The following is a 25,075-nucleotide window of genomic DNA, read 5'->3' as shown; positions in this document are numbered from 1 at the left end:
GTGGCTGACCGGGACTGCCAATGCCCGCGTGGCAAGCTTTATCGTGAACAGATGTGAAGACTGCATCACATTATTTATTTCACGGCGCTCACTCTGTGCTAGCGCACTATTAATTAAATAAACGCTGCTTAAATGTTTACTTGATGAAACTGTCTGATTACTATTACCCCACTGTCTCCTTGTCACCAGCGTCCTACATAAGGTAGTCCCCATGTCCCTGATCACCGAATACAACGCTACAAAACAAGCCATTGAAGAACTGCAACAACGTCTGGCCGACCTGTCCAAAGACGACAAACTGCAAAAAGAACTGGAATTCGAAGGCAAACTGCGCACGCTGATGGGTGAATACTCCAAGTCCCTGCGCGATATCATTGCCCTGTTGGATCCAGAGTCCAAGTCGAGCAAAGCCCCGCGTGGCGCTGTGAAAACTACCGGCACCAAGCGCGCTCGCAAAGTTAAGCAATACAAGAACCCGCACAACGGTGAAGTCATCGAAACCAAAGGTGGCAACCACAAGACTCTGAAAGAGTGGAAAGCCAAGTGGGGCGGCGACGTGGTTGAAGGCTGGGCGACCCTGCTGGGCTAAGCTCCGGCGGTTCGAAGCGTTCTCGACGCAGAAAAAAACGCCAGCGATTGCTGGCGTTTTTTGTTGCCTGTCCACTTCCGATTTATTTCCTTACATGGCAGCGCGGCGACTCAAAGGCTTAAACGTTTGCGCAATTGCTGGCTATAGCCCTGCCATTGAGTCAGCACCTCTTGCTGCATTGGGCTGGAAAGCGCCAGCCACTGCGTCATCGCCTCATCAAAACTTGCCAGGGTATTAGGCGCCCCCCACTCCGGTGATTTCAGTCGCTGCTGGCAAAATAGTTTCCAGCGTGCCTGCTCTTCGCTGCTCAAGGTGTCGGGGAAGTTACGGGCCCGGTATCGGAATAATAATTCCGGCAGGCGCTCATCATCGAAATGCCAACGTTCCCCCGCCAACTGGTCGGGATCTGCCTGGCGCACTTGTTCGCACAAACGCCGATCACGATCACCCATGAATCCAGCGTACAACTGTTGTTCGGGGTCCTCGCTCGCAGTGAAATCCTCGCGACCATAAATCGCTTGGAGTTTATCGTGCCAGACTTGCTGTGCGTCACTTAGCCGCAGCGCCCGCTGGCGATAACCCTCCATGTCCAGTTGCAGGCGTTGCTGGTCCTCGTCGCGCAGGACTGACAGCGGCGCGACCACCGGGCACTTGTTGATATGAATAAGCTTGAGGGGTACGGGCAATTCTCCTTCCAACAACTCTTCACGGCGGGTATACAAGCGTTGGCGCAGGATTTCGGCGTCATGGTCCAGCAGCCCTTGAGGATCCAGATGCAGATCGCAGACGATCAGGGCGTTGCGGTTCTTCGGATGCCAGGCCAGCGGCAGGACCACGCCGATGTAGTTTCGCGCCGCCGAGAAGCGCCCGGAGATGTGCACCATGGGCTGTAGCAGGCGGACCTGGTCCATCACTTTCTGTTTAGTGCGCAACTGGAACAGCCAGTCGTAAAGCCGGGGTTGTTTCTGACGGATCAACCGGGCCAGGGCAATCGTTGCACGTACATCCGACAGCGCATCATGGGCCTGGCCATGGTCGATGCCGTTGGCGGCGGTCAGGCGTTCGAGCTTGAGGGTGACGCGCCCCTCCTCCTGCGGCCAGACAATCCCATCGGGGCGCAACGCATAGGCGGCCCGCACCAGGTCAATCAGGTCCCAGCGACTGTTGCCCCCCTGCCATTCCCGAGCGTACGGGTCGAAGAAATTCCGATAAAGGCTGTAGCGGGTCATCTCGTCATCGAAGCGCAGCGTGTTGTAGCCGGCGCCACAGGTCCCGGGCGCGGCCAGTTGCGCATGGACGCGGGTCATGAAATCGGCCTCGCTCAAGCCTTTTTCCGCCAGGCAGGCCGGTGTGATCCCGGTGATCGCGCATGCGGCCGGATGGGGCAGGATGTCATCGCTGGGCCGGCAGTACAGGTTCACCGGTTCATCGATTTCATTGAGTTCGAAATCGGTACGTATCCCGGCCACCTGCAAGGGGCGGTCGCAACGCGGATTGATGCCGGTGGTTTCGTAGTCGTACCAGAAAATGGAGGTCACGGGTGGTTCCTGTGCTGAGGACTGGCGAAGTCTAGGCGCTGCAACCGGCCGGCGGCCAGCGCTGCTGTAACTTTTGAATACCCGGGAGGCGCAAGCCTGCGCCCTCCCGCAAGATCCCTGTTGTTTACATGAAGCGTGAAATGACCCACAGAGTTGTATCGTGCGCCTGCACGAAGACTGCTAGCATCTGGGCCGAGATCGAACGTTCGAACCGCCCCCTCACAGGTTGCCCATGCTCGAGACACCAGCATTGCAAAGGAACGCGCCGCTGCCCGCGCCACTGGACACGCGTTACCAGGTCGAGACGCCCGAGGGCATCGACCTGCCGCTGCGCCCGGCGGGGTTGATGCCTCGCGCCCTGGCCTTTGCCATCGACCTCGGCATACGGGGGCTGGCCTTGGGCCTGCTGTTCCTGATCCTGGCGTTTTTTGGCGAACTGGGCGTCGGCCTGGGCTCGATCCTGCTGTTTGTCATCAGCTGGTGGTACATGGTGCTGTTCGAGGTGCTGAACCAAGGGCGTTCCCCCGGCAAGCAGATCATGGGTTTACGCGTCGTGCAGGATGACGGCCGGCCTGTCGACTGGTCGGCCTCGCTGATCCGCAACCTGCTGCGCTTCGTCGACATGCTGCCCTTCGGCTATGCGTTCGGGGCGATTACCTGCCTGCAGCATCCAGCGTTCAAGCGCCTGGGCGACCTGGCGGCCGGGACCCTGGTGGTTTATCGCGAACAAGCGATCAAACGCCCCATCCTGCCATCGGCCCGACCGATACGGCCACCTTTTGTCCTCGACCTCAACGAGCAGCGTGCCGTGCTGGGCTTCGCCGAGCGCCAGGCAGAACTGTCCGGTGCCAGGGTCACCGAACTGGCGACGATCCTCGCCGCGCCGCTGAAGGTTCACCCTTCCGGCGCCGTGGCCGAACTCAATGGCATCGCCCGCGGCCTGCTGGGGCCGACATGAAACAAAGCCTTTTCGAAAAACGTCATCAAGAGGAATGGGACCGTCTGTCCCAACAGCTCGACCAATTGGAGCGCAGCCGCAACGTCGCGCAGAGCAGCGATTTCCCCAATGCCTATCGACGCCTCTGCCACCACCTGACGCTGGCCCAGGCCAGGGGCTACAGCAGCCTCTTAATAGACGCGTTGCAGCAATTGGCCCTGCGTGGTCACCAGCAACTCTACCGGGACCGCGGCCGGTTCTCGGCCAGCCTGTCAACCTTCATTCTGGCCGGTTTCCCCCGACTGGTTCGTGAGCAATGGCGTTTCGTGCTGGCGGCGGCCTTGATGTTCCTTGGTAGCCTGGTCGGCATCGGGCTGCTGGTCTACCTGTTCCCCGAACTGGTCTACAGCGTGTTGAGCGTCGAAGAAGCCAGCCAGATACGCGGCATGTACGACCCTGCCGCCGGCCACCTGGGGCGCTCGATCGAGCGGGCCGCCAGCGAAGACTGGGTCATGTTCGGCTATTACATCATGCACAACATCGGTATTGCCTTTCAGACGTTCGCCAGCGGCTTGCTGTTTGGCCTGGGCAGCGCATTCTTCCTGTTCTTCAACGGCCTGACCATTGGCGCGGTGGCCGGGCACCTGACCCAGATCGGTTCGGGATCGACGTTCTGGTCATTCGTGATCGGTCACGGCGCCTTCGAACTCACTGCCATCGTCCTGGCCGGCGCGGCGGGCCTGTTGCTCGGTTGGGCACTGATCGCGCCGGGGCGTCTCACCCGAGGCGAAGCGTTACGGCTCGCCGCCGGCAAAAGCGTGCTGATCATCGGCGGCGTGGTGCTGTTGCTGCTCATCGCCGCGTTCGTCGAGGCCTACTGGTCCTCCAGCGCGGTGACACCCACCACCAAATACATCGTCGGCGCCTTGTTGTGGCTGCTGGTGCTCGGGTATCTGCTGTTTGCCGGACGAGGCCACCATGCGCCTGAGTGACGCCAGCGTTGTCATCCGCCCCCGCACCACCTGGGAAGCCATGGACCTCGGCGTGCTGATGAGCCAGCAGCACCGACGGCTGCTGATGACCAGTTGGGCCATCGTCACGCTACCGGTGTATGCGCTGCTGACCCTGTTGCTGTGGGACTCGCCGTCGCTGGTAGTCATTGTGTTCTGGTGGCTGAAACCGGCCTTCGACCGCCTGCCCCTGTTCATTTTGTCCAAGGCCCTGTTTGGCGAGCCGCCTACGCTGAAGCAGGCGTTGCGCCAATGGCTCGCGCTGCTCAAGCCGCAATTGCTGGCCAGCCTGACCTGGCGACGGCTGAGCCTGAACCGCAGCTTCCTGATGCCGGTGGTGCAACTCGAAGGCCTGACCGGCGAGGCGCGCGAGCAACGTTTGCGCGTCCTGCTGCAGCGCAACGGCGGCGCGGCGCAGTGGCTGACCATCATCGGCGTGCACCTGGAAACCGCGCTGTGGTTCGGCCTGATGGCGCTGTTCTATCTGTTCATACCGCAACAGGTCGAGCTGGAATGGGACTGGCAGACCCTGATCGCCGTGGCTGAGCACGACTGGCTGTGGCTCGAACACCTGGTCAACTTCCTGTATCCACTGTTGCTGATCTTCTGGGAACCGGTTTACGTCGCCTGTGGCTTCAGCCTCTACCTGAACCGCCGCACGATTCTCGAGGCCTGGGACATCGAACTGGTATTCCGGCGCCTGCGCCAGCGCCTGGCCGGCACGGCCCCGGCGCTGTTGCTGCTGGCAATGACGCTGCTGCCGTTGGCGCCACCTGCCTGGGCCGCGCAGGACGACAACGGTCCCGACAGCCCGCGCTTGCTCCACCAGCCGCTGACCAGCGAGGCCTCTCGGGAAAGCATTGAAGCGATTCTCGAAGCGCCGCCATTCAAGAATCCGGAAACGATCACCCGCTATCGTTTCGGCGAAGAAGCCGAAAAACCAGCCGAATCAGCCGAACCAGCTGAAACCGATGGAGCGCCGGGCTGGCTCAAATCGCTGTTCGAATGGCTGTCGAAAAAACGCTTCGAGGGTATTGCCGCGCTGATCCAGGTGCTGCTCTGGGCGGCCCTGTTGACGGCCATCGCCTGGCTGGCCTGGCATTACCGCCATAGTCTCAAGACCCTGGCGAACCGTAGGCCAGCACAGCGCATGCATTCGAAACCCGCTGCGCCGGTGCAGATGTTCGGCCTGGATATTCGCGAAGAGAGCCTGCCGGAAGATGTGGCGAGCCGCGCCGAGCAGTTATGGTCCACCGCGCCTCGCGAGGCGTTGGGTTTGCTCTATCGAGCCTTGCTCAGCCGATTGCACCATGAATTCGCCATCCCCCTGAAACCCGCGGACACGGAAGGCCAGGTGTTGCAGCGCGTCGAACGACTCCAGCAGCCGGACCTGCTGGTCTTCAGCAAAAACCTGACCCAGCACTGGCAAAACATCGCCTACGGGCACCGTCCACCAGCGCCGCATCTGCAACGAGAGCTGTGCGATGGCTGGCGCGGCCTGTTCGGTCCGGGAGTTTCCCGATGAGCCGCCGCGCCGGATGGCTGGTCGCGGCGCTGGTTGCGGCGTTGGTCTGTGCAGTAGGCGTCTACTTGTCCACGAAAGCCGTGCCCTACCAGGAAACCATTGATCACGGCCCATCCCCCGAAGCCCAGGCCAATCCCTACCTGGCGGCGGAACATTTCCTGCGTCGGCATGGGGTAGAAGTCGATCACGCCAACAGCCTGGACGTCCTGCCCGGCCTCGAACCCCACCAGCGTAGCCTGCTGTTGCTGGGCGAGCGGAGCGACATGACGCCACGAGAGGCCGACCAGTTGATGAACTGGACCCGGGCCGGCGGACGGCTGCTGTTCGTCGCCGAGGCCTTGTGGGATGACAGCACCAGCAGCAGCGGCGACTTGTTGCTGGACCGCGTGGGTCTGCGCCAACTCCTCAGCAAGGACCTCGAGGAATCCGACGCCGAACTCATCAAGGATCGCTACCCGGAACTGACCAAGCTTTATCTGGAAGATGAAGAAGCGCCGGCCTATGTCGGCTTCGACACCGACTTCCATCTCGAAGACCCGCAGAACCTCGCCCAGGCCTGGGCCAACAGCGCACAGGCAACTCACATGATGCAACTGAACCACGGCCTGGGCACCATCACTGTGCTCACTGACGCCGAGCTTTGGAAGAACGACCAGATCGACCAATACGACAACGCCTGGCTGCTCTGGTACCTGAGTGCCGACACGAATGTGACGCTGCTGTTCGACATCGAGCACGACAACCTGCTGACCCTGCTACTGCGCTATTTCCCCCAGGCCCTGGTGGCGCTGCTGGTCCTGATCGGGCTGTGGTTCTGGCGCTCGGCGGTGCGGCATGGCCCGTTGCAACAACCCGCCCCCAAGGCGCGACGGCAGTTACTGGAACACCTGCAGGCCAGCGCCGCGTTCCAGCTGCGCCACCACGGCCGGCAACACCTGTTGCAAGGTTTGCAGCATGACGTGTTGCGCCGGGCGCGCCAGCTTCATCCAGGTTACGAACGGCTGGTCGTCGCCGAACAATGGCAAGTGCTTGCACGCCTGACCCGCCAACCCACGCGAACCATCAGCCAGGCCCTCAGCCCCCGGCCGGCGCAGCGCATGTCCAGCACTGAGTTCTGCCGCCAGGTTGCCCTTTTGCAAACTCTCAGGAATGCCTTATAGATTCCGAAAAAAATCCGCAAAAAAACTCTATATAACCTATCGTACCCTGTCACTAACCATAGCAACTGCGGGCATTATCGCCATTTTACTTTCCGCAGGAATTTCCGCAAAGTTGCCATAACAAACAGCCGTTTCCGTTCGCTGGAAGCAAAACGATGATTACCTCGAAAACGTACCTGGATCCAGTACTGCCGGAAAATCTTCCCGCCTCGATCATTCAGGCCGCGGATCAGTTGCCGCGCAAAGCAGAGTTTCTTGCCGGGCGGCTCGCCGATGAGACATCGAAGCAACTGGCGAGCCTGTTGCGCATCACCAATACCTACTATTCGAATCTGATCGAGGGGCATCGAACCGAGATCGCTGATCTCCAGGTCGCTCGCACCACGCCGAAACGCCAGCGAAAGGAGCTCAAAGAGCTTGCCGTGCAACACATGACACAGCAGGAGGTGATGGAGCGACTGCTTCGCATGCGCTCGACGGACAGTTTCTCTGCCTTGTTCGACCCCCAGTTGATCGCGACCATTCACCGTCGACTGTTCAAAGACGCTTCAACGCAGGAGCTGATCCTGAGCGACGGTCGGATGATGGAACCAGGAAAGCTGCGGGCCGAAGCGAATGAACAGGTCCAGGTCGGCGCACATGTCGCCCCAGCTGCTACTGCGGTATTGCCCATGCTTGAGCATCTGCAACTGCACTACGGACGTATAAACGACCCCCGACGCCAATTGATCGCCGCCCTGGCGAGTCATCACCGTGTGGCGCTTGTCCACCCCTTCCTTGATGGCAACGGTCGAGTGATCCGGATGCTCACCCACCTGCAGCTTGTCCACCTCGGGCTAAAACCGTTTCTCTGGTCACTGTCGCGTGGCTTGGCCCGAAGGCAGGATGAATACTATCGTTTCCTGGCTTTGGCTGATCGAACTCGAGAAGGCGACTGTGACGGACGAGGTCAACTCTCACAGCGCCATTACTTCAACTTCATCGAGTTCATGCTCGATGTCTGTCGCGACCAGATTGAATACATGACAACCTCACTCAACCCAGCCAGGCTACGCGAGCAGATCTTTCATGTGTTTTCGACGGATGCTGGCCTTCGCCGTGCGGGGATCAGACCCGCCAGTGCCGGTGCTGTGTTGGCGCTTCTCACCCAAGGCGCGATGCCGCGTGCGGAATTCAAGGTATTTACAGGATTGAAGGATCGACTCGCAACGGAAGAACTGAGCCACTTGATCGAAGCGGGAATAGTGGTCAGTAGTACGCCCAGGTCTCGAACGGTGGCAGCGGGCTTGCCCGCACGCTTCGCCGGACTGATCTTTCCGAACCTGCATATCCAGATGGGCTGAGTCATGCCGACGACTCGGCTGTCAGGTGGGAGGGGGGTTGCCGTGGTATGCAAGCGTGACTGTTTTCACCTGCGCAAGTTATCCAGCGCTAATAAACTCAACAGTTAAGAGAACGCCAGAATTGACGACTGAACAGAACGAACCTGTCGACGGCCAGGCCCATGCCGCCCAACAGCGCCAGCGCGCCAGCCAGTTGGCCCAGGCGATCCGTACCGAACTGCACAAGGCGGTGGTCGGCCAGGCTGCGGTGGTCGACGATGTGCTCACGGCGTTGATCGCTGGCGGGCATGTGCTGCTCGAAGGCGTTCCAGGGTTGGGCAAGACGCTGCTGGTGCGCGCGCTCGCGCGCTGTTTCAGTGGCGAGTTCGCGCGCATCCAGTTCACGCCCGACCTGATGCCCAGTGACGTCACCGGCCATGCGGTGTACGACTTGCAGACCGAGCAGTTCAAGTTGCGCAAGGGTCCGGTTTTCACCAACCTTCTGCTGGCCGACGAGATCAACCGCGCGCCGGCAAAAACCCAGGCGGCGCTGCTCGAGGCCATGCAGGAACGCCAGGTCACCCTGGAAGGCCGCGCCCTGCCGATCGCCCAACCATTCATGGTGCTGGCGACCCAGAACCCCATCGAACAGGAAGGCACTTACCCGCTGCCGGAAGCCGAGCTCGACCGCTTCATGCTCAAGGTCCGCATGGACTATCCCGATGCCGACCAGGAACTGGACATGGTCCGCCAGGTCAGCCGCTCGACCCGGGGCGACATGCTTGACGTGCAACCGTTGCGCACGGTGCTGCAAGCCAAGGATGTGCAGGCCTTGCAGCGCATCGCCAGTGACCTGCCGATGGACGATCAGGTCCTCGACTACGCCGTCCGCCTGGCCCGCGCCACTCGCAGCTGGCCGGGGCTGACGCTGGGCGCCGGGCCGCGCGCCTCGATCGCGTTGGTACGCTGCGCAAGGGCCCGGGCGCTGCTGCGCGGTGGCGAATTCGTGGTCCCGGACGACATCAAGGGCTGCGCCCTGGCCGTGCTGCGCCATCGCGTAAGGCTGGCGCCGGAGCTGGACATCGAGGGGCTCTCGGTGGATCAGGTGCTGGGGCAGTTGCTCGATCAAGTCTCGGCGCCGCGGCTGTGAAAAATCGCGCGGCAAGGATGCGCCCATGAAACCCTCGCGTCTGTTGCTCATCTGGCTCGCGATCCTGCTGGCCGTCGGCATCGTGCTGGGCACGTTGCGAGCGCTGGGCATCGCGGTGCCGTCGACACTCCTGTCGATCAACTGGGGGATGCTGCTGGCCTTGCTGGCCTTGGCGCTGCTCGATGCCGTGCGGCTGCGGCGCCTGCCCTCGCCCCGCGTACAACGACACATGCCGGGCAGCCTGGCACTGGGCCGATGGGGCGAAGTGCGCCTGCAGATCAGCCATGATTTTGCCCAGCCAATGCCGATCCAGGTGTTCGATCACGTACCCGATGGCCTCGACTTCGACGACCTGCCCTTGTCGGTCGAACTTCAACCCGGCCAACGCAGCCAGCTCGGCTACCGCTTGCGCCCGCTCAAGCGCGGTCATTTCATTTTCAGCTACTGCGAGATCAGCCTGCCCAGCCCGCTGGGATTGTGGTCCGGCAAACGCCTGCTGGAGGCGCTCGACAACACTCGCGTCTACCCGGATTTCGCCAGGCTCTATGACGGCCAGCTATTGGCCGTCGACAACTGGCTGAGCCAGCTCGGCATACGCCAGCGGCAGCGCCGTGGCCAGGGCCAGGAATTCCATCAGTTGCGCGAGTTTCGCGAGGGCGACAGCCTGCGCCAGATCGACTGGAAGGCCACCGCCCGCCACCGTACGCCGATCGCCCGTGAGTACGAAGACGAACGCGACCAACAGATTATCTTCATGCTCGACTGCGGCCGGCGCATGCGCAGCCAGGACGACGAGCTGGCGCACTTCGATCACGCTCTCAATGCCTGCCTGTTGCTCAGCTATACCGCGTTGCGCCAGGGCGACGCCGTCGGCCTGTACACCTTCGCCAGTGAGCGACCGCGCTACCTCGCGCCAGTCAAAGGCAGCGGCCAGCTCAACGTCTTGCTCAACGCCGTCTATGACCTGGACAGCAGCCAGCATCCCGCCGATTACCAGGTCGCGGTCAATCAACTGCTGGCCCGGCAAAAACGCCGGGCCCTGGTGGTGTTGGTGACCAACCTGCGGGATGAGGACGACGAGGAACTGCTGGCTGCCGTCAAGCGCCTGGGGCAGCAGCATCGGGTGCTGGTGGCCAGCCTGCGCGAAGAGGCACTCGACCGGTTGCGCCAGGCGCCGGTACAAACCCAGCCCGAAGCCTTGGCCTATTGCGGGACGGTGGACTACATGAACACCCGCGCCGGACTCCATCTGCAGTTGGCGGCCCATGGCATCCCGACCCTGGATTCGCGCCCCGGCGAGCTAGGGGCGGATCTGGTGAGCCAATACCTGGCATGGAAAAAGGCCGGAACCGCTTAGGCCCTGCGCAGGAGTCGGTTACTCAAGCCGAGGCGGGCAACGGATAAAAACAGAAATACTGCTGCAACGCGCTGACCAGCGCCCCGTACTCCGGCGGCGCCCATTGCAGGCTGAAACCGGCATCGAAATGCTGCGGCGTCACGTCTTCATGACACCACAGGCACTTGGCCTTCAACCGGATCTCTTGCTGTGATCCGTCGTCGGTGGGGATTTTCAGATAAAGATCAAAGCTTGCGCCAATCATCAACGGCAACTGACTGATCAACATCAGGCCACTTTCAGAGACGTTGCCCAGAAAACCGATCGGTTTCTCGTTGAGGCCGTTGAACACCTCAAGAAAACAAGCCAACTGATGTCGTTCAATGCGGCGCTCTTTGTACATGTCCTGTATCGCTTTTTTAATGGCCGCTCACCGGCCAACCGAACACTTCGGAACGAACCCTGGCGAGCCCGCTCTCCCTGATCCCCGTGCCAGACGCCAGCAAGCGTCCTGGATCATCGGCTACAGGCGTCACATGGCTATTAGAGCTCAAGCTCTAATAGCCATGTGTACAACTATAGCGCAGGTTCCGGTGACGGCCAGTCCGGATGCGATCCCCATCATAATGCCGCGACGGCGCCTGGCCGAGGGCCTGGATCCGGCGTCGTTCAGAACGCCGTCGGGCGGATGGCCGAGGTGCTACGGGTCGGGTAATGCCCAAGGCTCTGCAAGGTTTCGAGCCGGGCGCGGGCACGATAGGCGTACTCGCTGTTGGGGTATTGCGTAAGAATGAACTGGTACGTCTGCGCCGCATCGACGAACAGCTTTTGCCGCTCCAGGCATTGACCACGCATCATCGAGACTTCCGGCTGCATATAACGACGGGCACGGCTGGCGCGGTCGACCTTGGACAGTTCAAGCATTACTTGCTCGCAATTGCCGCGCTCGTAGGCCTTGTAGGCCAGGTTCATGTGGTGGTTCATCGACCAACGGGTGCAGCCCGTGATGCTCAGGGCCAAGGCAATAAAAAGCACGAATCGCATGGGGAGGTTCTCCTGTCTTGAGCTCTTTATCGACCTGGATGGGAAAATCTTCAACCCTGAAAAAGGGTCCACAAAAACCATCACGACATGTCATCACTGTTAAAAGCGCTATCACCTTCGTCACAGGCGCAGAAATTTTCAGGAATGTTCATTTCGAAAAAGAAACGAATAAGTAGTGCACATGAACAATGACTACACCCAAAGACCATAGTAGCCTTCGCTGGCGCTTGAACTTGAGGAGTCCTGCATGTCCGTCCGTCGCACCAAAATCGTCGCTACCCTTGGCCCGGCCAGTAACTCGCCGGAAGTTCTCGAACAGCTGATTCTGGCTGGCCTGGACGTTGCCCGCCTGAACTTCTCCCACGGCACCCCCGACGAGCACAAGGCTCGTGCCAAGCTGGTGCGCGACCTGGCCGCCAAGCATGGCCGCTTCGTCGCCCTGCTGGGTGACCTGCAAGGCCCGAAGATCCGCATTGCCAAATTCGCCAACAAGCGCATCGAGCTGAAGATCGGTGACAAGTTCACCTTTTCCACCAGCCATCCATTGACCGAGGGTAACCAGCAAGTCGTCGGTATCGACTACCCGGATCTGGTCAAGGATTGCGGCGTGGGCGACGAGCTGCTGCTCGACGACGGCCGCGTGGTGATGCGCGTCGAGACCGCCACCGCCACCGAACTGAACTGCGTCGTGACCATTGGCGGCCCGCTGTCGGACCACAAGGGTATCAACCGTCGCGGCGGCGGCCTGACTGCTCCGGCCCTGACCGACAAAGACAAAGCCGATATCAAGCTGGCCGCGGAAATGGAAGTCGACTACCTGGCGGTGTCCTTCCCGCGCGACGCGGCGGACATGGAATATGCCCGTCAATTGCGCGACGAGGCCGGCGGTACCGCCTGGCTGGTGGCCAAGATCGAACGCGCCGAAGCCGTGGCCGACGATGAAACCCTCGATGGCCTGATCAAGGCGTCCGACGCCGTGATGGTGGCCCGTGGCGACCTCGGCGTGGAAATCGGCGACGCCGAGCTGGTGGGCATCCAGAAGAAGATCATCCTGCACGCACGCCGCCACAACAAAGCGGTGATCGTTGCGACCCAGATGATGGAGTCGATGATCCAGAACCCGATGCCGACCCGCGCCGAAGTGTCCGACGTAGCCAACGCCGTGCTCGACTACACCGACGCCGTGATGCTCTCGGCCGAAAGCGCCGCCGGCCTCTACCCGCTCGAAGCGGTGCAGGCCATGGCACGTATCTGCATCGGCGCTGAAAAGCACCCGACCGGCAAGACGTCCAGCCACCGCATCGGCAAGACCTTCGAGCGCTGCGACGAGAGCATTGCCTTGGCGAGCATGTATACCGCTAACCACTTCCCGGGCGTAAAGGCGATCATCGCCCTGACCGAAAGTGGCTACACGCCGTTGATCATGTCGCGCATCCGCTCCTCCGTGCCGATCTATGCGTTCTCCCCGCACCGCGAAACCCAGGCCCGTGCCGCCATGTTCCGTGGCGTCTACACCGTGCCGTTCGACCCGGCCGCCCTGCAACCGGGCGAAGTCAGCCAGGCGGCGGTGGATGAACTGGTCAAGCGTGGCGTGGTGCAGACCGGCGACTGGGTCATCCTGACCAAGGGCGACAGCTACCACACCATCGGCGGCACCAACGGGATGAAGATCCTGCACGTCGGCGACCCGATGGTTTGATGACCGGTTGCTGAAAACAAAAGCCCCGCCATGTGAATGGCGGGGCTTTTTGGTTTATGGCTTTGGGGATGTGATGCCTGGGCTGAGGCCTTCGCGAGCAGGCTCGCTCCCACACTGGATTTGCGCCGCCCTCTGTGGGAGCGAGCCTGCTCGCGAAGGCGGTCTGTCAGCCGTCACTGTCCTCGCGGGTCAGAAACACATCCGCCAGCAACTGATTACGCGGCAGCCCCGCCAGGTACAAACGCTTGGCAAACGCCTCGACCCGGTCCGGATGACCGCACACCAGGGCCTGGGTCTGGCGCGAAGCCAGGCGCAGTTGCGCGAGCGCCGCTGGCGCCTCGGCTGCGGTCAGTAGCTCGACGTTCAGGTTGGGGTGTTTGGCCGCCAGTGCCTTCAGAGGTTTATCCAGGTAATGCCCGGCCTCATCATGGGCCAGGTGAATCAGCCGAATCGTGCCTTGGTGCTGCTGGCGCAGCGCTTCACGGAGGATGCCGAACAGCGGTGCCAGGCCGGTGCCAGCGGCCAGCAGCCAGAGCGGCCGATCGTGCCAGTCGGCGTCGTAATGCAGCGCGCCGCCGCGCAGTTCGCCGAGGCGGATCGGGTCTCCGGTGCTCAGTTGTCGCGCCGCATCGACGAATTGACCGGGCTCGCGACAATCGAGGTGAAACTCCAGGAATCGGTCTTCTTCGGGCAGGCTCGCCAGGGAGTACGGCCGGGCCACGTCACCGGCCCATAACACCAGATGTTGCCCGGCTCGATAACGCAGTGGTCGCTGCGGGCTGATGCGCAGGCGTAGCACGTCAGCCCCCAGCCAATCCACCGCGTCCACAGCGGCGGCCTGGCCGTCGCGCTGCGGATCAAAGGTGTGGATCTGCACGTCTTCGACCACCTGGCACTGGCATGCCAGGCGCCAACCGTTATCTCGCTGCGCCGGGCTCAGGGCGTCGGGACGGCTGTCACGCACATCCCCCTTCACACATTGCACCAGGCAGGCATGGCAACTGCCGGCACGGCAGCTATAGGGCACCGGCACGCCGCCGTGGTTAAGCGCGTCCAGCAGATTGCCGCCAGCCGCCACCGTCCATTGCCGGTCGGCGACTTTCAGTTCAGGCATCGACGTTCTCCCAGGCGGCGGCGCAACGGTTGCGACCGTCCCGCTTGGCACGGTACAAGGCCTGGTCGGCGCGCTGCAAGGCGCTGTCCAGGTCATCGCCGATTTCCAGCATCGTCATCCCCACCGACAAACTGAGGTTGCCCACCGGCAGATCGACCAATCGAACCTCGGTGAACGCCAGCCGCAATCGCTCGCAACAGGCCGTCAGGCGCGCGGGATCGCAAGCGGGGAGCAGCATGACAAACTCCTCGCCACCGTAACGGGCCAGCACATCGCCCTCGCGCAGGCACGCCGTGGCGACAGCGGCGAATGCCTGCAATACCTGGTCGCCCGCGGCATGGCCATGCAGGTCGTTGATGCGTTTGAAATGGTCGAGGTCGATCAAGGCCAGGCCATGGGCGACGCCGGGCCTGAGGGTATTGAGCTCGCGGCCGGCCAGGCGCAGGAAGTGCCGGCGGTTGAACAGGCCGGTCAGTTCATCGGTGGCCACCAGGTCTTCGAGCTGGCGCATCATGCCGCGCAATGTGTCCTGGTGCGCCTGCAAGGCAAATCGACGCTGGCGCATGCGTTGACGCGAGGTCTGGACGTAGCGGGCGTACAACACCAGCCACACCAACACGATGAACAGTACGCAGACCTGCAGACCGGCCAGCGTCGGATCGGGCAGGCGAAAGAAATAACCGTCCCAGAGCGTGATCCCGGTGAAGCTGATGAACACCAGCGTCGCGCAACGCACGAAGGCCCGGCGGGACAGGTGAAACAGCCCGAACAGCAGGATCAGCACATAGAACACCAGGAACACGCCCCGGGCCTGGTCCAGGTGCGCCATCATCCAGGTCTGCCAGCCCAGGCCGATCCAGACCTGTATTTCCGTGAGGCTGGGGTCGGCGAATCGCAGGTTGCGGTCGGTGATGAACAGCGTGAACAGACCAGCCTGGCACAGCACGACCAACAGGCTGCCAACAATGACGCCACGCAATGTGTCGAGGTAATGACCACTGAAAAACGCCAGCCACAACAATACCAGTGCCAGCGCATAAGTCGTGGCTGCGAGGGCAAAGCGTTTAAGCAAAAGACGTTGGATGGCGTTATGGGTCAATCGGTGACTCACCATGGGAAAGGAGACTGACAGAGGCGTCCTACGCTACAGGCCAGACGCCACTTTAGTGGCGTGTTCGGCAAATGACCATTCAATTCTGGCGCAGAAAAATGGCGTCAAAGCAATGGCCCAGATTGACGCATCTGCTGGCTCCGACGCGGTCCCCGTGGCGAGGGAGCTTGCTCCCGCTCGGCCGGGCTGGTGCTCCAGTGCGCAGCGACCGCAAAATCCTGGGGCCGCTGCGCAGCCCAGCGGGAGCAAGCTCCCTCGCCAAGGGTTTGGTGACGCTGCCTTCAGGCCGCAGGTCGCCATCGCGAGCAAGCTCGCTCCCACAGGCTGCGTGCCTGCGATATACTGCCGCGCCTTTTTAGCGTCGCGCCAGCATGCCCGGCGTGCCTTATAGAGGTGCCGCCCGTCGACCGATGCACCCAAGCGGCCGGCACCTTATTGAATGTTCCCGTCTTTAGAGAGGAGCGCGACTCATGACCGTGATCAAGCAAGATGACCTGATACAGAGCGTCGCCGACGCCTTGCAGTTCATTTCCTATTACCACCCCGTGGATTTCATCCAGGCGATGCACGAGGCCTACCTGCGCGAAGAATCGCCGGCGGCCCGTGATTCCATGGCGCAGATCCTGATCAACTCGCGCATGTGCGCCACCGGCCATCGGCCGATCTGCCAGGACACCGGTATCGTGACCGTGTTCGTGCGCGTGGGCATGGACGTGCGTTGGGATGGCGCGACCATGGGCCTGGACGACATGATCAACGAGGGCGTGCGTCGCGCCTACAACCTGCCGGAAAACGTCCTGCGCGCATCGATCCTCGCCGACCCGGCAGGCGCGCGCAAGAACACCAAGGACAACACGCCGGCGGTCATCCACTACTCCATCGTCCCGGGCAACACCGTGGAAGTGGACGTGGCGGCCAAAGGCGGCGGCTCCGAGAACAAGTCGAAGATGGCCATGCTCAACCCGTCCGACTCCATCGTCGACTGGGTACTCAAGACCGTTCCGACCATGGGCGCCGGCTGGTGCCCACCGGGCATGCTCGGTATCGGCATCGGCGGCACCGCCGAGAAAGCCGCGGTGATGGCCAAGGAAGTGTTGATGGAATCCATCGACATCCACGAGCTCAAGGCCCGCGGCCCGCAGAACCGTATCGAAGAGATGCGCCTGGAGCTGTTCGAGAAGGTCAACCAACTGGGCATCGGCGCCCAGGGCCTGGGCGGCCTGACCACCGTGCTCGACGTGAAGATCATGGACTACCCGACCCACGCCGCCTCCCTGCCGGTGTGCATGATCCCCAACTGTGCCGCCACCCGTCATGCCCACTTCGTGCTCGACGGCAGCGGCCCGGCCTCGCTGGAAGCGCCACCGCTGGACGCCTACCCGGAAATCGTCTGGGAAGCCGGTCCGTCGGCGCGTCGCGTGAACCTCGACACCCTGACCCCGGAAGAAGTGCAGAGCTGGAAGCCGGGCGAAACGGTATTGCTCAACGGCAAGATGCTCACCGGTCGCGACGCGGCGCACAAGCGCATGGTCGAGATGCTGAACAAAGGTGAAACCCTGCCGGTGGACCTCAAGGGCCGCTTCATCTACTACGTTGGCCCGGTCGACCCGGTCGGCGACGAAGTGGTTGGCCCGGCCGGCCCGACCACCGCCACGCGGATGGACAAGTTCACCCGCCAGATCCTCGAGCAGACCGGCCTGTTGGGCATGATCGGCAAATCCGAGCGCGGCCCGACCGCCATCGAAGCGATCAAGGACAACAAGGCGGTCTACCTGATGGCCGTCGGCGGTGCCGCTTACCTGGTGGCCCAGGCGATCAAGAAATCCAAGGTCCTGGCGTTCGCCGAACTGGGGATGGAAGCGATCTACGAGTTCGAGGTCAAGGACATGCCGGTGACCGTTGCGGTCGACAGCAAGGGCGAGTCGGTGCACATCACCGGTCCGGCGATCTGGCAGCAGAAGATCAGCGAAAGCCTGGCGGTAGAGGTGCAGTAACAAGCGTTCCAGCCGCTGTGAGGAAGGCCGGTGAGCGACAAGCCCACCGGCTTTTTTTTACGTTAGGTGCTGGCCAGGGAGCTTGCTCCCGCTGAGTTGCGAAGCGGCCCTGAGATGCAGCCGTTGATCGCAATTTCTGCCCTACCTGTAAGATCTGACAGGTTACACCTTCGCCCTCTCTTGGCATTCTCACCCTGGTCGGGATTCAACCCTGGCGCGGTCAAAGGGATGAACGTCAATGGCAGAGCAAGCGCCCCTCCAAATCATCACACCCACCATCGCCGGTAGCGCGTCAATCGCCGCCATTGGCAACGGCCTCGGCCCCGTTGGCACACGAGGGGCCGCATCCATTGAGTTGCCGCTGCCCGTGTCCAGCGCCCGGCACCTGACGCCCACCATGGCGCTGCACTACAACAGCCAGAGCGGCAACGGCACGTTCGGCATCGGCATGCAGTTGTCTATCCCCAGCATTACGCGCAAAACTCTCAAGGGCGTACCGCATTACAAGGATGACGATGTCATGGTCGGCCCCGACGGGGTAGATCGTTGGCCTGACCTTGAGGGGCGGACCAGCCGCAGGGTGGGCGACCGTACGTTCGAGGTGGTGCGCTATTACCCCAGGATCGAGAGCACCTTCGACATTTATGAACTCTGGACCTCCGATAGCCTACCGTTCTGGCGCGTACAGGGCAGCAACGGCAAGTTGTATTGCTACGGTAAAAGACCAGAGTCGCGCATTGCCGACCCGCAAGCCCCTTTGCGCATCGCCGAGTGGCTATTGCTGGAGGAAGTCAGCCCGTTGGGCGAGCACATCTACTATGAGTATGCGAGCGATCCCGCTGAGTCCGATGACCCGCATGACTACGGCGCCCAACGCTACCTGGTCCGGGTCTGCTACGGCAACGCGACGGCCAGCGACACCTTCTACTGCTTCGAAGAAGCAGACCCGGCAACGCTGGACTGGCACTTTCATTTGGTACTGGACTACGGACAACGCTCCCTCGATCTTGAGGAAAAGCCTGCCTGGGCGCCTCCTCCCGAGGATGACTGGCTACTGCGCAGCGATCCGGTCCATGCCTACCGGTACGGTTTCGAAGTCGGCACTCGGCGCCTTTGCCACCAGGCGTTGATGTTCCACCGTTTCCCCGCCGACGCCGAACCTGCACTGGTGCGGCGACTGTTGCTGGAATATACCTCCACCGACCTGGACTACAGCCTGCTGACTGCCGCCCATTATCAAGCATGGGACGCAGAAAGCAGGGTGCAGAACGCTCCGCCCGTTGAATTGGACTACAGCGTTTTCGACCTGAACCACGACCCCAAACCGTTCTTCGCTCTCCAGACCATGCCCGCCCTGGAAGACGGCTTGCACTACCAATGTGTCGACCTGTACGGCGAAGGCATTCCTGGCTTCTTGTGCCGCTACAGCAACGGTTGGTATTACCGCGAACCTGAGCGCCCAACTGGCGATAGAAGCGATGAGATCGGCTATGGCCCATGGTCGCTCTTGCCCAGCATCCCGGTCGCCGCCGACAACTCGGCGGTAATGCAAGTGCTCACCGACCTGACCGGTAGCGGTCGCCTCAATTGGGTCATCGCCCGGCCGGGCATGAGCGGCTTTTATACCCTCAACCCGGACCGCAGTTGGTCAGCCTTCACGAACTTCAAGCGTTTCCCCACGGAGTTCTTGCACCCCGCCGCGCAGTTGGGCGACCTGGTCGGCGACGGACTGCGTTCGCTGGCCATGATCGGCCCCAAAAGCGTGCGGCTGTACGCCAATCTTCGTGAACAGGGGTTCGCCCCGGGTGTGGACATTGCACATGAGCCGGACAGCGTCCTACCCTTGTTCAGCAATGCGCGCAGCGAGCTGGTGCTGTTCGGCAATATGCTGGGCAGCGACAGCTCCGACCTGTGCCGTATTCGCTGCGATGAAATCAAGTGTTGGCCGAACCTGGGCCATGGGCGTTTCGGCAAGGGCTTTGTGATGAGTGCCCTGCCTTTTACCTACCTCGAGTTCGATGCCGAGCGGGTTCGGATCGCCGATCTGGATGGCTCCGGGGCGCCGGCACTGATCTACCTGCGCAGCGATTGTTTTGAGATCTACTTCAACCACGGCGGCAATGGCCTGGAGCAAATACCGACGCAGGTAGCCTGGCCCGACGGTGTGCGCTATGACAACCTCTGCCAGGTTACCTTGGCCGATCTGCAAGGCTTGGGCTGCGCCAGCCTGGTCCTGAGCGTGCCCCATCACACCCCGGGCTTGAAACCCCGGCATTGGCGCTATGACTTTGTTGCGACGCGGCCCTATCTGCTCAGCCTCACCAATAACAACATGGGCTGCAAAAGCACCTTGGCCTATCGCAGCAGTGCGCAGTTCTGGCTGGACGAAAAAGCCCAAAGGGTGGCTTCGAACGAACCACTGGATTGCTACCTTCCCATGGCCCTGCCGCTGGTGGCGCGCCAACAACAGCTGGACGAAATCACCGGAAATTGCCTGACTCAGCGCTTCACCTATCTCGAGGGCGATTACGACAGCTATCACCGTGAGTTCCGAGGTTTTGGCCGGTTGTATCAGTTCGACAGCGAGCAACCCGAGGGCCCCGCGACGGCCGACTTCACCGCGCCGGTGCTGGCCAAGACGTGGTTCCACACCGGTCGCACCGTCGACCAGCCCCTCAAGGATTGTTTCAAAGCTGACCTCGACGCACCGCCTCTTGGCCTGACGTTGCTGACTCGGCTTCATGAGTCGGACGGAGCCGACGAGATCATCGCTGCCGACCCGGACACCGCAAGGGAAATGGCCTACGCCCTGGGCGGCCAAGTACTGCGTACCGAGACCCATCATGCCGAATCAATCGACATGCTCGAACCCTACACCGTGACGCAACAACGTTACCTGTTGCGCCAACCCCACAGCGGGCACAAGAGCCTGCTGGTGCTGGCGGTGGAATCGGTCAGCCATCAATACGACGGGTTTATCAACGACCCGCAAGCCCGGCACAGCATCAATCTGGCCTGGGACATCTACGGCCATACGACCCATGGTTTCACCGTTCATTACGCCCGCCGCCTGGGGCCGGAGAACGAACCCCCCTTCGCGGATGAATACGAAAAGACCTGGTGGCGCGATGCCCATGATGAGCAACAGCAGGTATTCCACATCGTCGAGAGTCGGGCTGAATATCATCACCTCACCGCTGACCAGGCTCGTCAGCGTCTAGGCCTGCCGTGGCGCGCCCGAACCAACGGGCTGCAACTTCCTAAAGGTGAGCTGCCCACAGGGTTGGCCCCGCGTCAGGTCAGCTACGAACAGTTCCTGGAGCACCAGGATTCAGAGCAATGGAACACTGCCAGAGTGCTGATGGCCCTTGAGAAGCAAACCTACGAGCAGGATGAATCGGGCGCTTCCCTGTTCCAGGCCTTGCGCGGCCCGCTGGAAGTCGCCGAGTTCGACGAGCAGGCGCTGGAAGCCTACGTTGCCGTGCCCCCACCCTTCGACATTCGCACAGAGCTGCGCACGATTGGTTTCGAGCCCATGGCGCTGTTCATGCCGGAATATCCCGACGAAGACGCGAACGAGAACCTCTGGTCGAAGAAGGTCGGCTTCGCCACCTACAGCGACCTCGCCGGTTTTTTCCAGGTCACCGCCCTGCAAGAGACGCAAAGCCATGGCCTCACGACCGTCACCTACGATGCCTATCATTTGCTGACAACGAGCGTCACCCTGCCGGACGGCTGCACGACCCTCGTCAACTACGACTACCACTCGCTGTTGCCGCGGAAAATCACCGATGCCAACGGCAATATTCAGCAAGCGCTCTACGGCCCGGACGGGGTTCCTCTGGGCGTCACCTTCCATGGCACCGAAGGTGGTGTCGCAGCGGGCTTCGACGCCATTGAAAATTATCAGCCGCCCGAAGACCTCACGCTGGGTCACGCCGTAGAAGACCCGGCGGGCACCTTGGGAAGAATCGCCAGCGCCGTGCGTATCGAGGATAGGAGCTGGATGGGTGCGCTGGAGCTGTCGGAGATACGCGACGAGTGGATCAGCGCCTGCTACCTGCTGCCCAGTGGTCACATCCGCGCCTCGGCACGCGCTCGCCTGGCCCAACTCGAAACGCGTACCCCTGACGAAGAATCGCTCTGGGCACTGATCCAGGCAGCGGCCCGAGAACCGGCCCACAGCGTCGTGCTGAGCGCCGACCGCTATCCGGATGATCCATTGCGACAGATCCGCATCGCCCTCAGCGCAGTCGACGGTTTCGGCCGCCCCTTGCAAAGCAAGCAATTGGTCGAGCCTGGACAAGCCTATGCCGTGGCCAAGGACGGCTTGCTGCGTTTGGACGACGAAGAGCGACCGATCCAGCATGAGGCCAACCCTCGGTGGCGTGTCAGCGAACGGGTCGAGTACAACAACAAAGGTTTGGTAACGCGGGTCTACCGACCTTATTTTGCCGATGCCTGGCGCTACATCAATGGTGCCTCTTTGCGCGAACACGGCCATCACGACCAGCAGTTCTATGACCCGCCGGGGCGGTTGGTCAAGATCGTCAATGCCAAGGGGCATGAAGCCTGGCATGTCTACCATCCGTGGTACCAGTGCGATCACGATTACAACGATACAGAGCCGACGGCTGCCAAGTGAACACGGAAGCTCATCGCAAGACTCCGGCCGTGGCGGTGTTCGACGGGCGGGCAGGACCGGTTCGGCGGGTGGATTACCTGCGCGGTACGGCCCGCGACGAAACCCAAACGTTAGTCACCGCCCAGGCGTATGACGTCGCCGGGCGCATCGTCGACCAATGGGACCCTCGCTTTCACGGCACGGAAACCGTCAGCCTGCACAGCATTTACAGCCTGTCGGGCACACCGCTGCGCACTGAAAACATCGATGCGGGACTTCGTTGCGAGTTGCCTGGCCTGGCCGGCCAGCGCCTGCACAGCTGGGATCCCCGTGGCAGTGAGCAACAGACCGAATACGACTCGCAGTTACGGCCCACGCGGATCCGCGAACGCGACCACGACGAGGCCTGGGCCACGGTTGGCCTCCTGCGCTACGCCAGTCGTTCGACCGAAGACGCCCTGCACAATCGATGCGGCCAACTGGTGGAGCACTACGACACGGCCGGGCTTGTCACCGTTGACGACTTTTCGCTGGCAGGCTTGCCGCTGGATCAAGGACAACGCTTCCTGGACACGCTGATGCTACCCGACTGGGCGGACGATGAAGCTGGACGCGAGGATTTGCTGGAGCCTGCCCGCTACGACACACGCTGGCGCTACGACGCCGTGGGGGATGCCTTGGGCCAGACGGATGCCAAGGGGCACAACCAACACATCGAACTCGATGTGGCAGGACAACCCAAGAGCGTACATTTGCAATGGAGCGACAGCCCGACGGCCGAGCTGATCGCCCATGAGTTCCAATACTCCGCCGCAGGCCAGCGCCAGGCATACACCGCCGGTAACGGCATCATTACGACCTTTTTCTATGACCCGGCCGACGGACGCCTGACTGAGCTCAAGGCCACGAAAGGCAGCGATATCCACCAACACTTGAGTTACCTCTACGACCTCGTCGGCAATGTCACGTCCATTACCGACCACACCCATGTCGTGCGGTACCACGCCAACCAGCGCAGCGAAGGCGCTCGGACCTTTTTGTATGACACCCTCTATCGCCTGGAAAGCGCCACGGGACTGGAAATGTCCGGGGCAGGCACGCATCCGGGATTGCCGGGGCTCGTCCCGCCCTCCGATCTGACCCTGAGAACCCCGTACACCCAACGCTACGAGTATGACCACGGTGGCAATCTGCAGAAATTGATCCACAGCAGCGCGGCCCCTGGCCAGGCGCACACACTGCGCCTGACCATGGACCCGTCAAGCAACCGCTGCCGACAATGGCAAAAGGGCGAAGCCTCTCACGGCGACAATCTGGACTTCGATGCCGGCGGCAATCAACTGAGTCTGCCCTTCTCCGGGCATCACTTGACTTGGAACCGGCGCAGTCAATTGCAGAAAGTGACCCAGGTTCAACGCGAAAATGCCGAAGACGACGCCGAGCACTACACCTACGACGCCCAGGGCAGTCGCATGCGCAAACGGCAAAACACTCAGGCCGCATCCGTCGTCCATGTGCGAGACGTGCGTTATTTGCCGGGTTTGCAAATCCGTACCCTGGACGACAGTGAAGAACTGCACGTCTGCACGATGCAAGGCCCGGCGTCCAACGTACGCGGATTGTATTGGGTCAAACGCCGCCCGGCTGAAATCGATCAAGGCCAGCTGCGCTACAGCCTTGAAGATCATCTGGGTTCGTTGGTCAAGGAACTGGACCAGAACGCCCTGCTCATCAGTCACGAAGGTTATTACCCCTTTGGCGGCACAGCGTGGTGGGCGGCAGATTTACAAGTGCAGGCCAGTTACAAGACGGTTCGTTACTCCGGCAAGGAGCGTGATGCCAGTGGGCTTTATTACTACGGGTTTCGTTATTACGCACCCTGGATGATGCGCTGGATCAACCCGGACCCGGCGGGGCCGGTGGATGGGTTGAATTTGTATGCGATGGTGGGGAATAACCCCATTCGCTATAGCGACAACCTGGGGCTGATTAAAATAAAAGGAGAGCAGCTCATGAACAAGATGAGCCCCCGCACTCAGCACATAATAGGAGGAGGAGATGCCCCGTTTAATGAGAGCCAGATCAAGGGTTCAAACGCCAAAAAACTCAAGGCACGGGAGGAGCATTACGAAAAACATCCAGAGGCGCAGTTATTCAGTAAATCCGGTAGAGACGTACTGAGTGCGCATGCAGGTTTTGAGATCCCTAGTAGCGACCCTGAGGAGCCCCATTATTTGACGGACCTCTACAACATTCCGCTACCCGGCTCACTGGAACTTATGTCCGAGGGCGTTCAGGTGTCCCGTGGTCCAGTTCAGAATTCCCAGGAAGATTTCCTGACTTCGGGGGGCATATTCCAGTTTGGAGATGTCACCCGTTATGAAGCTTTTGTGGAGAACAAGCTCATTGAGACGTTCAATGACGCTAAACGCCCTATGAAACTCTACAAGGGATCAAACTCAGCGCCGACAAACTTGACGGGGATTGAACACGAGGCGCCGGTGTTGCATCCCCTGGTCAAACAGCGGCTCGAAAATCACATCAGTGCGGGCAACAACTACCTTCCCAAGGCTGCGGGACTTCCCGGACTGCATGCTGAAAGCATCGGCGCGAACGTCGCGCTGAATATCCAGCAGAGCATGACCGGGGTGGCGGACCCGTCGCAAATACTTGTCATCACTCAAAAGATTGCCGGCAGCAAGAACGGACTGGGTCGAGGCTTTCCCGCCTGCTTCAACTGCACCAATATCCTTAGAGGACCCTCGGACGCTGCAGACGATCTACCGAAATTTGACATCGTGACCGAATGGGTGCCGACAACTCATTCACAGTGGAATGACCTGGCCAGACCGTACATCAACTAGGCCCTGCCATTGCATCTAATGTCAGTTGCCGTAACAAGGCCTTACGTTTGTCCTGGTG

Annotated in this window: 17 protein-coding genes; 12 read left to right on the top strand and 5 right to left on the bottom strand. The window is 61.3% G+C overall.

Features of this window, described 5'->3' with window-relative positions:
- Nucleotides 1-211 precede the first annotated feature (211 nt).
- Complete coding sequence (mvaT, locus tag J3P86_RS05460) at nt 212-589, top strand: histone-like nucleoid-structuring protein MvaT (RefSeq protein ID WP_305496444.1); 378 nt, start codon at nt 212-214, stop codon at nt 587-589.
- A gap of 110 nt (nt 590-699) precedes the next feature.
- Here mvaT and sbcB read toward each other — a convergent pair whose 3' ends face one another.
- Complete coding sequence (sbcB, locus tag J3P86_RS05455) at nt 700-2,127, bottom strand: exodeoxyribonuclease I (RefSeq protein ID WP_434699611.1); 1,428 nt, start codon at nt 2,125-2,127, stop codon at nt 700-702.
- A gap of 232 nt (nt 2,128-2,359) precedes the next feature.
- On the opposite strand from sbcB, the gene J3P86_RS05450 reads away from it, so the two are divergent.
- The 7 genes from J3P86_RS05450 (at nt 2,360) to J3P86_RS05420 (ending at nt 10,588) form a co-directional block, all read left to right on the top strand.
- Nucleotides 2,360-3,085 carry an RDD family protein gene (locus J3P86_RS05450; RefSeq protein WP_434569646.1) on the top strand — a complete coding sequence of 242 codons (726 nt, stop codon included), beginning with the start codon at nt 2,360-2,362 and terminating at the stop codon, nt 3,083-3,085.
- Complete coding sequence (locus J3P86_RS05445) at nt 3,082-4,056, top strand: stage II sporulation protein M (protein WP_434625775.1); 975 nt, start codon at nt 3,082-3,084, stop codon at nt 4,054-4,056. Before J3P86_RS05450 ends, J3P86_RS05445 begins: the two co-directional genes overlap by 4 nt.
- Nucleotides 4,043-5,599, top strand: coding sequence for a DUF4129 domain-containing protein (locus J3P86_RS05440; RefSeq protein ID WP_434625777.1), 1,557 nt, complete (start codon nt 4,043-4,045; stop codon nt 5,597-5,599). Before J3P86_RS05445 ends, J3P86_RS05440 begins: the two co-directional genes overlap by 14 nt.
- The gene (locus tag J3P86_RS05435; RefSeq protein ID WP_434625779.1) at nt 5,596-6,759 is read left to right on the top strand and encodes a DUF4350 domain-containing protein; all 1,164 of its coding nucleotides are present in this window, start codon (nt 5,596-5,598) and stop codon (nt 6,757-6,759) included. The genes J3P86_RS05440 and J3P86_RS05435 overlap by 4 nt, the downstream gene beginning before the upstream one ends.
- A 155-nt stretch (nt 6,760-6,914) precedes the next feature.
- On the top strand, nt 6,915-8,102 hold the full coding sequence (locus tag J3P86_RS05430) for a Fic family protein (RefSeq protein WP_434625781.1): 1,188 nt from the start codon (nt 6,915-6,917) through the stop codon (nt 8,100-8,102).
- A gap of 121 nt (nt 8,103-8,223) precedes the next feature.
- Nucleotides 8,224-9,231: an AAA family ATPase gene (locus J3P86_RS05425; protein ID WP_434699609.1), complete on the top strand. Its 1,008-nt coding sequence runs from the start codon at nt 8,224-8,226 to the stop codon at nt 9,229-9,231.
- Nucleotides 9,232-9,256: 25 nt separating this feature from the next.
- On the top strand, nt 9,257-10,588 hold the full coding sequence (locus J3P86_RS05420; RefSeq protein ID WP_434625783.1) for a DUF58 domain-containing protein: 1,332 nt from the start codon (nt 9,257-9,259) through the stop codon (nt 10,586-10,588).
- A gap of 22 nt (nt 10,589-10,610) precedes the next feature.
- Here the strand turns inward: J3P86_RS05420 and J3P86_RS05415 are convergent, their stop codons facing one another.
- Together J3P86_RS05415 and J3P86_RS05410 are read right to left on the bottom strand one after the other, a co-directional pair.
- Nucleotides 10,611-10,970, bottom strand: coding sequence for a PilZ domain-containing protein (locus J3P86_RS05415; RefSeq protein WP_434625785.1), 360 nt, complete (start codon nt 10,968-10,970; stop codon nt 10,611-10,613).
- Nucleotides 10,971-11,236: 266 nt separating this feature from the next.
- Nucleotides 11,237-11,611 (bottom strand): tetratricopeptide repeat protein, encoded by a 375-nt coding sequence (locus J3P86_RS05410; RefSeq protein WP_305496455.1) that lies wholly within the window; start codon nt 11,609-11,611, stop codon nt 11,237-11,239.
- 247 nt (nt 11,612-11,858) lie between these two features.
- On the opposite strand from J3P86_RS05410, the gene pyk reads away from it, so the two are divergent.
- The gene (gene pyk, locus J3P86_RS05405) at nt 11,859-13,310 is read left to right on the top strand and encodes a pyruvate kinase (RefSeq protein WP_434625788.1); all 1,452 of its coding nucleotides are present in this window, start codon (nt 11,859-11,861) and stop codon (nt 13,308-13,310) included.
- 166 nt (nt 13,311-13,476) lie between these two features.
- Here the strand turns inward: pyk and J3P86_RS05400 are convergent, their stop codons facing one another.
- Nucleotides 13,477-14,424, bottom strand: coding sequence for an iron-sulfur-binding ferredoxin reductase (locus J3P86_RS05400; RefSeq protein ID WP_434625790.1), 948 nt, complete (start codon nt 14,422-14,424; stop codon nt 13,477-13,479).
- Complete coding sequence (locus J3P86_RS05395) at nt 14,417-15,523, bottom strand: diguanylate cyclase domain-containing protein (protein WP_434569654.1); 1,107 nt, start codon at nt 15,521-15,523, stop codon at nt 14,417-14,419. Before J3P86_RS05395 ends, J3P86_RS05400 begins: the two co-directional genes overlap by 8 nt.
- Before the next feature lie 482 nt (nt 15,524-16,005).
- On the opposite strand from J3P86_RS05395, the gene J3P86_RS05390 reads away from it, so the two are divergent.
- From J3P86_RS05390 to J3P86_RS05380, 3 genes are all read left to right on the top strand, one after another.
- Nucleotides 16,006-17,529, top strand: a complete 1,524-nt coding sequence (locus tag J3P86_RS05390; protein ID WP_024014122.1) for a fumarate hydratase — start codon at nt 16,006-16,008, stop codon at nt 17,527-17,529.
- A gap of 238 nt (nt 17,530-17,767) precedes the next feature.
- Nucleotides 17,768-22,174 (top strand): SpvB/TcaC N-terminal domain-containing protein, encoded by a 4,407-nt coding sequence (locus J3P86_RS05385; protein ID WP_434699607.1) that lies wholly within the window; start codon nt 17,768-17,770, stop codon nt 22,172-22,174.
- Complete coding sequence (locus tag J3P86_RS05380; RefSeq protein ID WP_434699605.1) at nt 22,171-25,017, top strand: RHS repeat-associated core domain-containing protein; 2,847 nt, start codon at nt 22,171-22,173, stop codon at nt 25,015-25,017. Before J3P86_RS05385 ends, J3P86_RS05380 begins: the two co-directional genes overlap by 4 nt.
- Nucleotides 25,018-25,075: the final 58 nt, after the last annotated feature.

The sequence above is a fragment of the Pseudomonas sp. D1-1 genome, assembly GCF_051132225.1.
Taxonomy (GTDB): domain Bacteria; phylum Pseudomonadota; class Gammaproteobacteria; order Pseudomonadales; family Pseudomonadaceae; genus Aquipseudomonas.
Note: the sequence above shows the minus strand (reverse complement) of the source record. Positions and strands in the feature narration are given on the sequence as shown.

Bases quoted from the DNA above. Each gene is read 5' to 3' on its own strand.
- mvaT (WP_305496444.1), top strand. From the start codon at position 212: ATGTCCCTGATCACCGAATACAACGCTACAAAACAAGCCATTGAAGAA.
- J3P86_RS05430 (WP_434625781.1), top strand. From the start codon at position 6,915: ATGATTACCTCGAAAACGTACCTGGATCCAGTACTGCCGGAAAATCTT.
- J3P86_RS05435 (WP_434625779.1), top strand. From the start codon at position 5,596: ATGAGCCGCCGCGCCGGATGGCTGGTCGCGGCGCTGGTTGCGGCGTTG.
- J3P86_RS05400 (WP_434625790.1), bottom strand. From the start codon at position 14,424: ATGCCTGAACTGAAAGTCGCCGACCGGCAATGGACGGTGGCGGCTGGC.
- J3P86_RS05450 (WP_434569646.1), top strand. From the start codon at position 2,360: ATGCTCGAGACACCAGCATTGCAAAGGAACGCGCCGCTGCCCGCGCCA.
- J3P86_RS05420 (WP_434625783.1), top strand. From the start codon at position 9,257: ATGAAACCCTCGCGTCTGTTGCTCATCTGGCTCGCGATCCTGCTGGCC.
- J3P86_RS05390 (WP_024014122.1), top strand. From the start codon at position 16,006: ATGACCGTGATCAAGCAAGATGACCTGATACAGAGCGTCGCCGACGCC.
- J3P86_RS05385 (WP_434699607.1), top strand. From the start codon at position 17,768: ATGGCAGAGCAAGCGCCCCTCCAAATCATCACACCCACCATCGCCGGT.
- J3P86_RS05410 (WP_305496455.1), bottom strand. From the start codon at position 11,611: ATGCGATTCGTGCTTTTTATTGCCTTGGCCCTGAGCATCACGGGCTGC.
- pyk (WP_434625788.1), top strand. From the start codon at position 11,859: ATGTCCGTCCGTCGCACCAAAATCGTCGCTACCCTTGGCCCGGCCAGT.
- J3P86_RS05440 (WP_434625777.1), top strand. From the start codon at position 4,043: ATGCGCCTGAGTGACGCCAGCGTTGTCATCCGCCCCCGCACCACCTGG.
- J3P86_RS05415 (WP_434625785.1), bottom strand. From the start codon at position 10,970: ATGTACAAAGAGCGCCGCATTGAACGACATCAGTTGGCTTGTTTTCTT.
- J3P86_RS05445 (WP_434625775.1), top strand. From the start codon at position 3,082: ATGAAACAAAGCCTTTTCGAAAAACGTCATCAAGAGGAATGGGACCGT.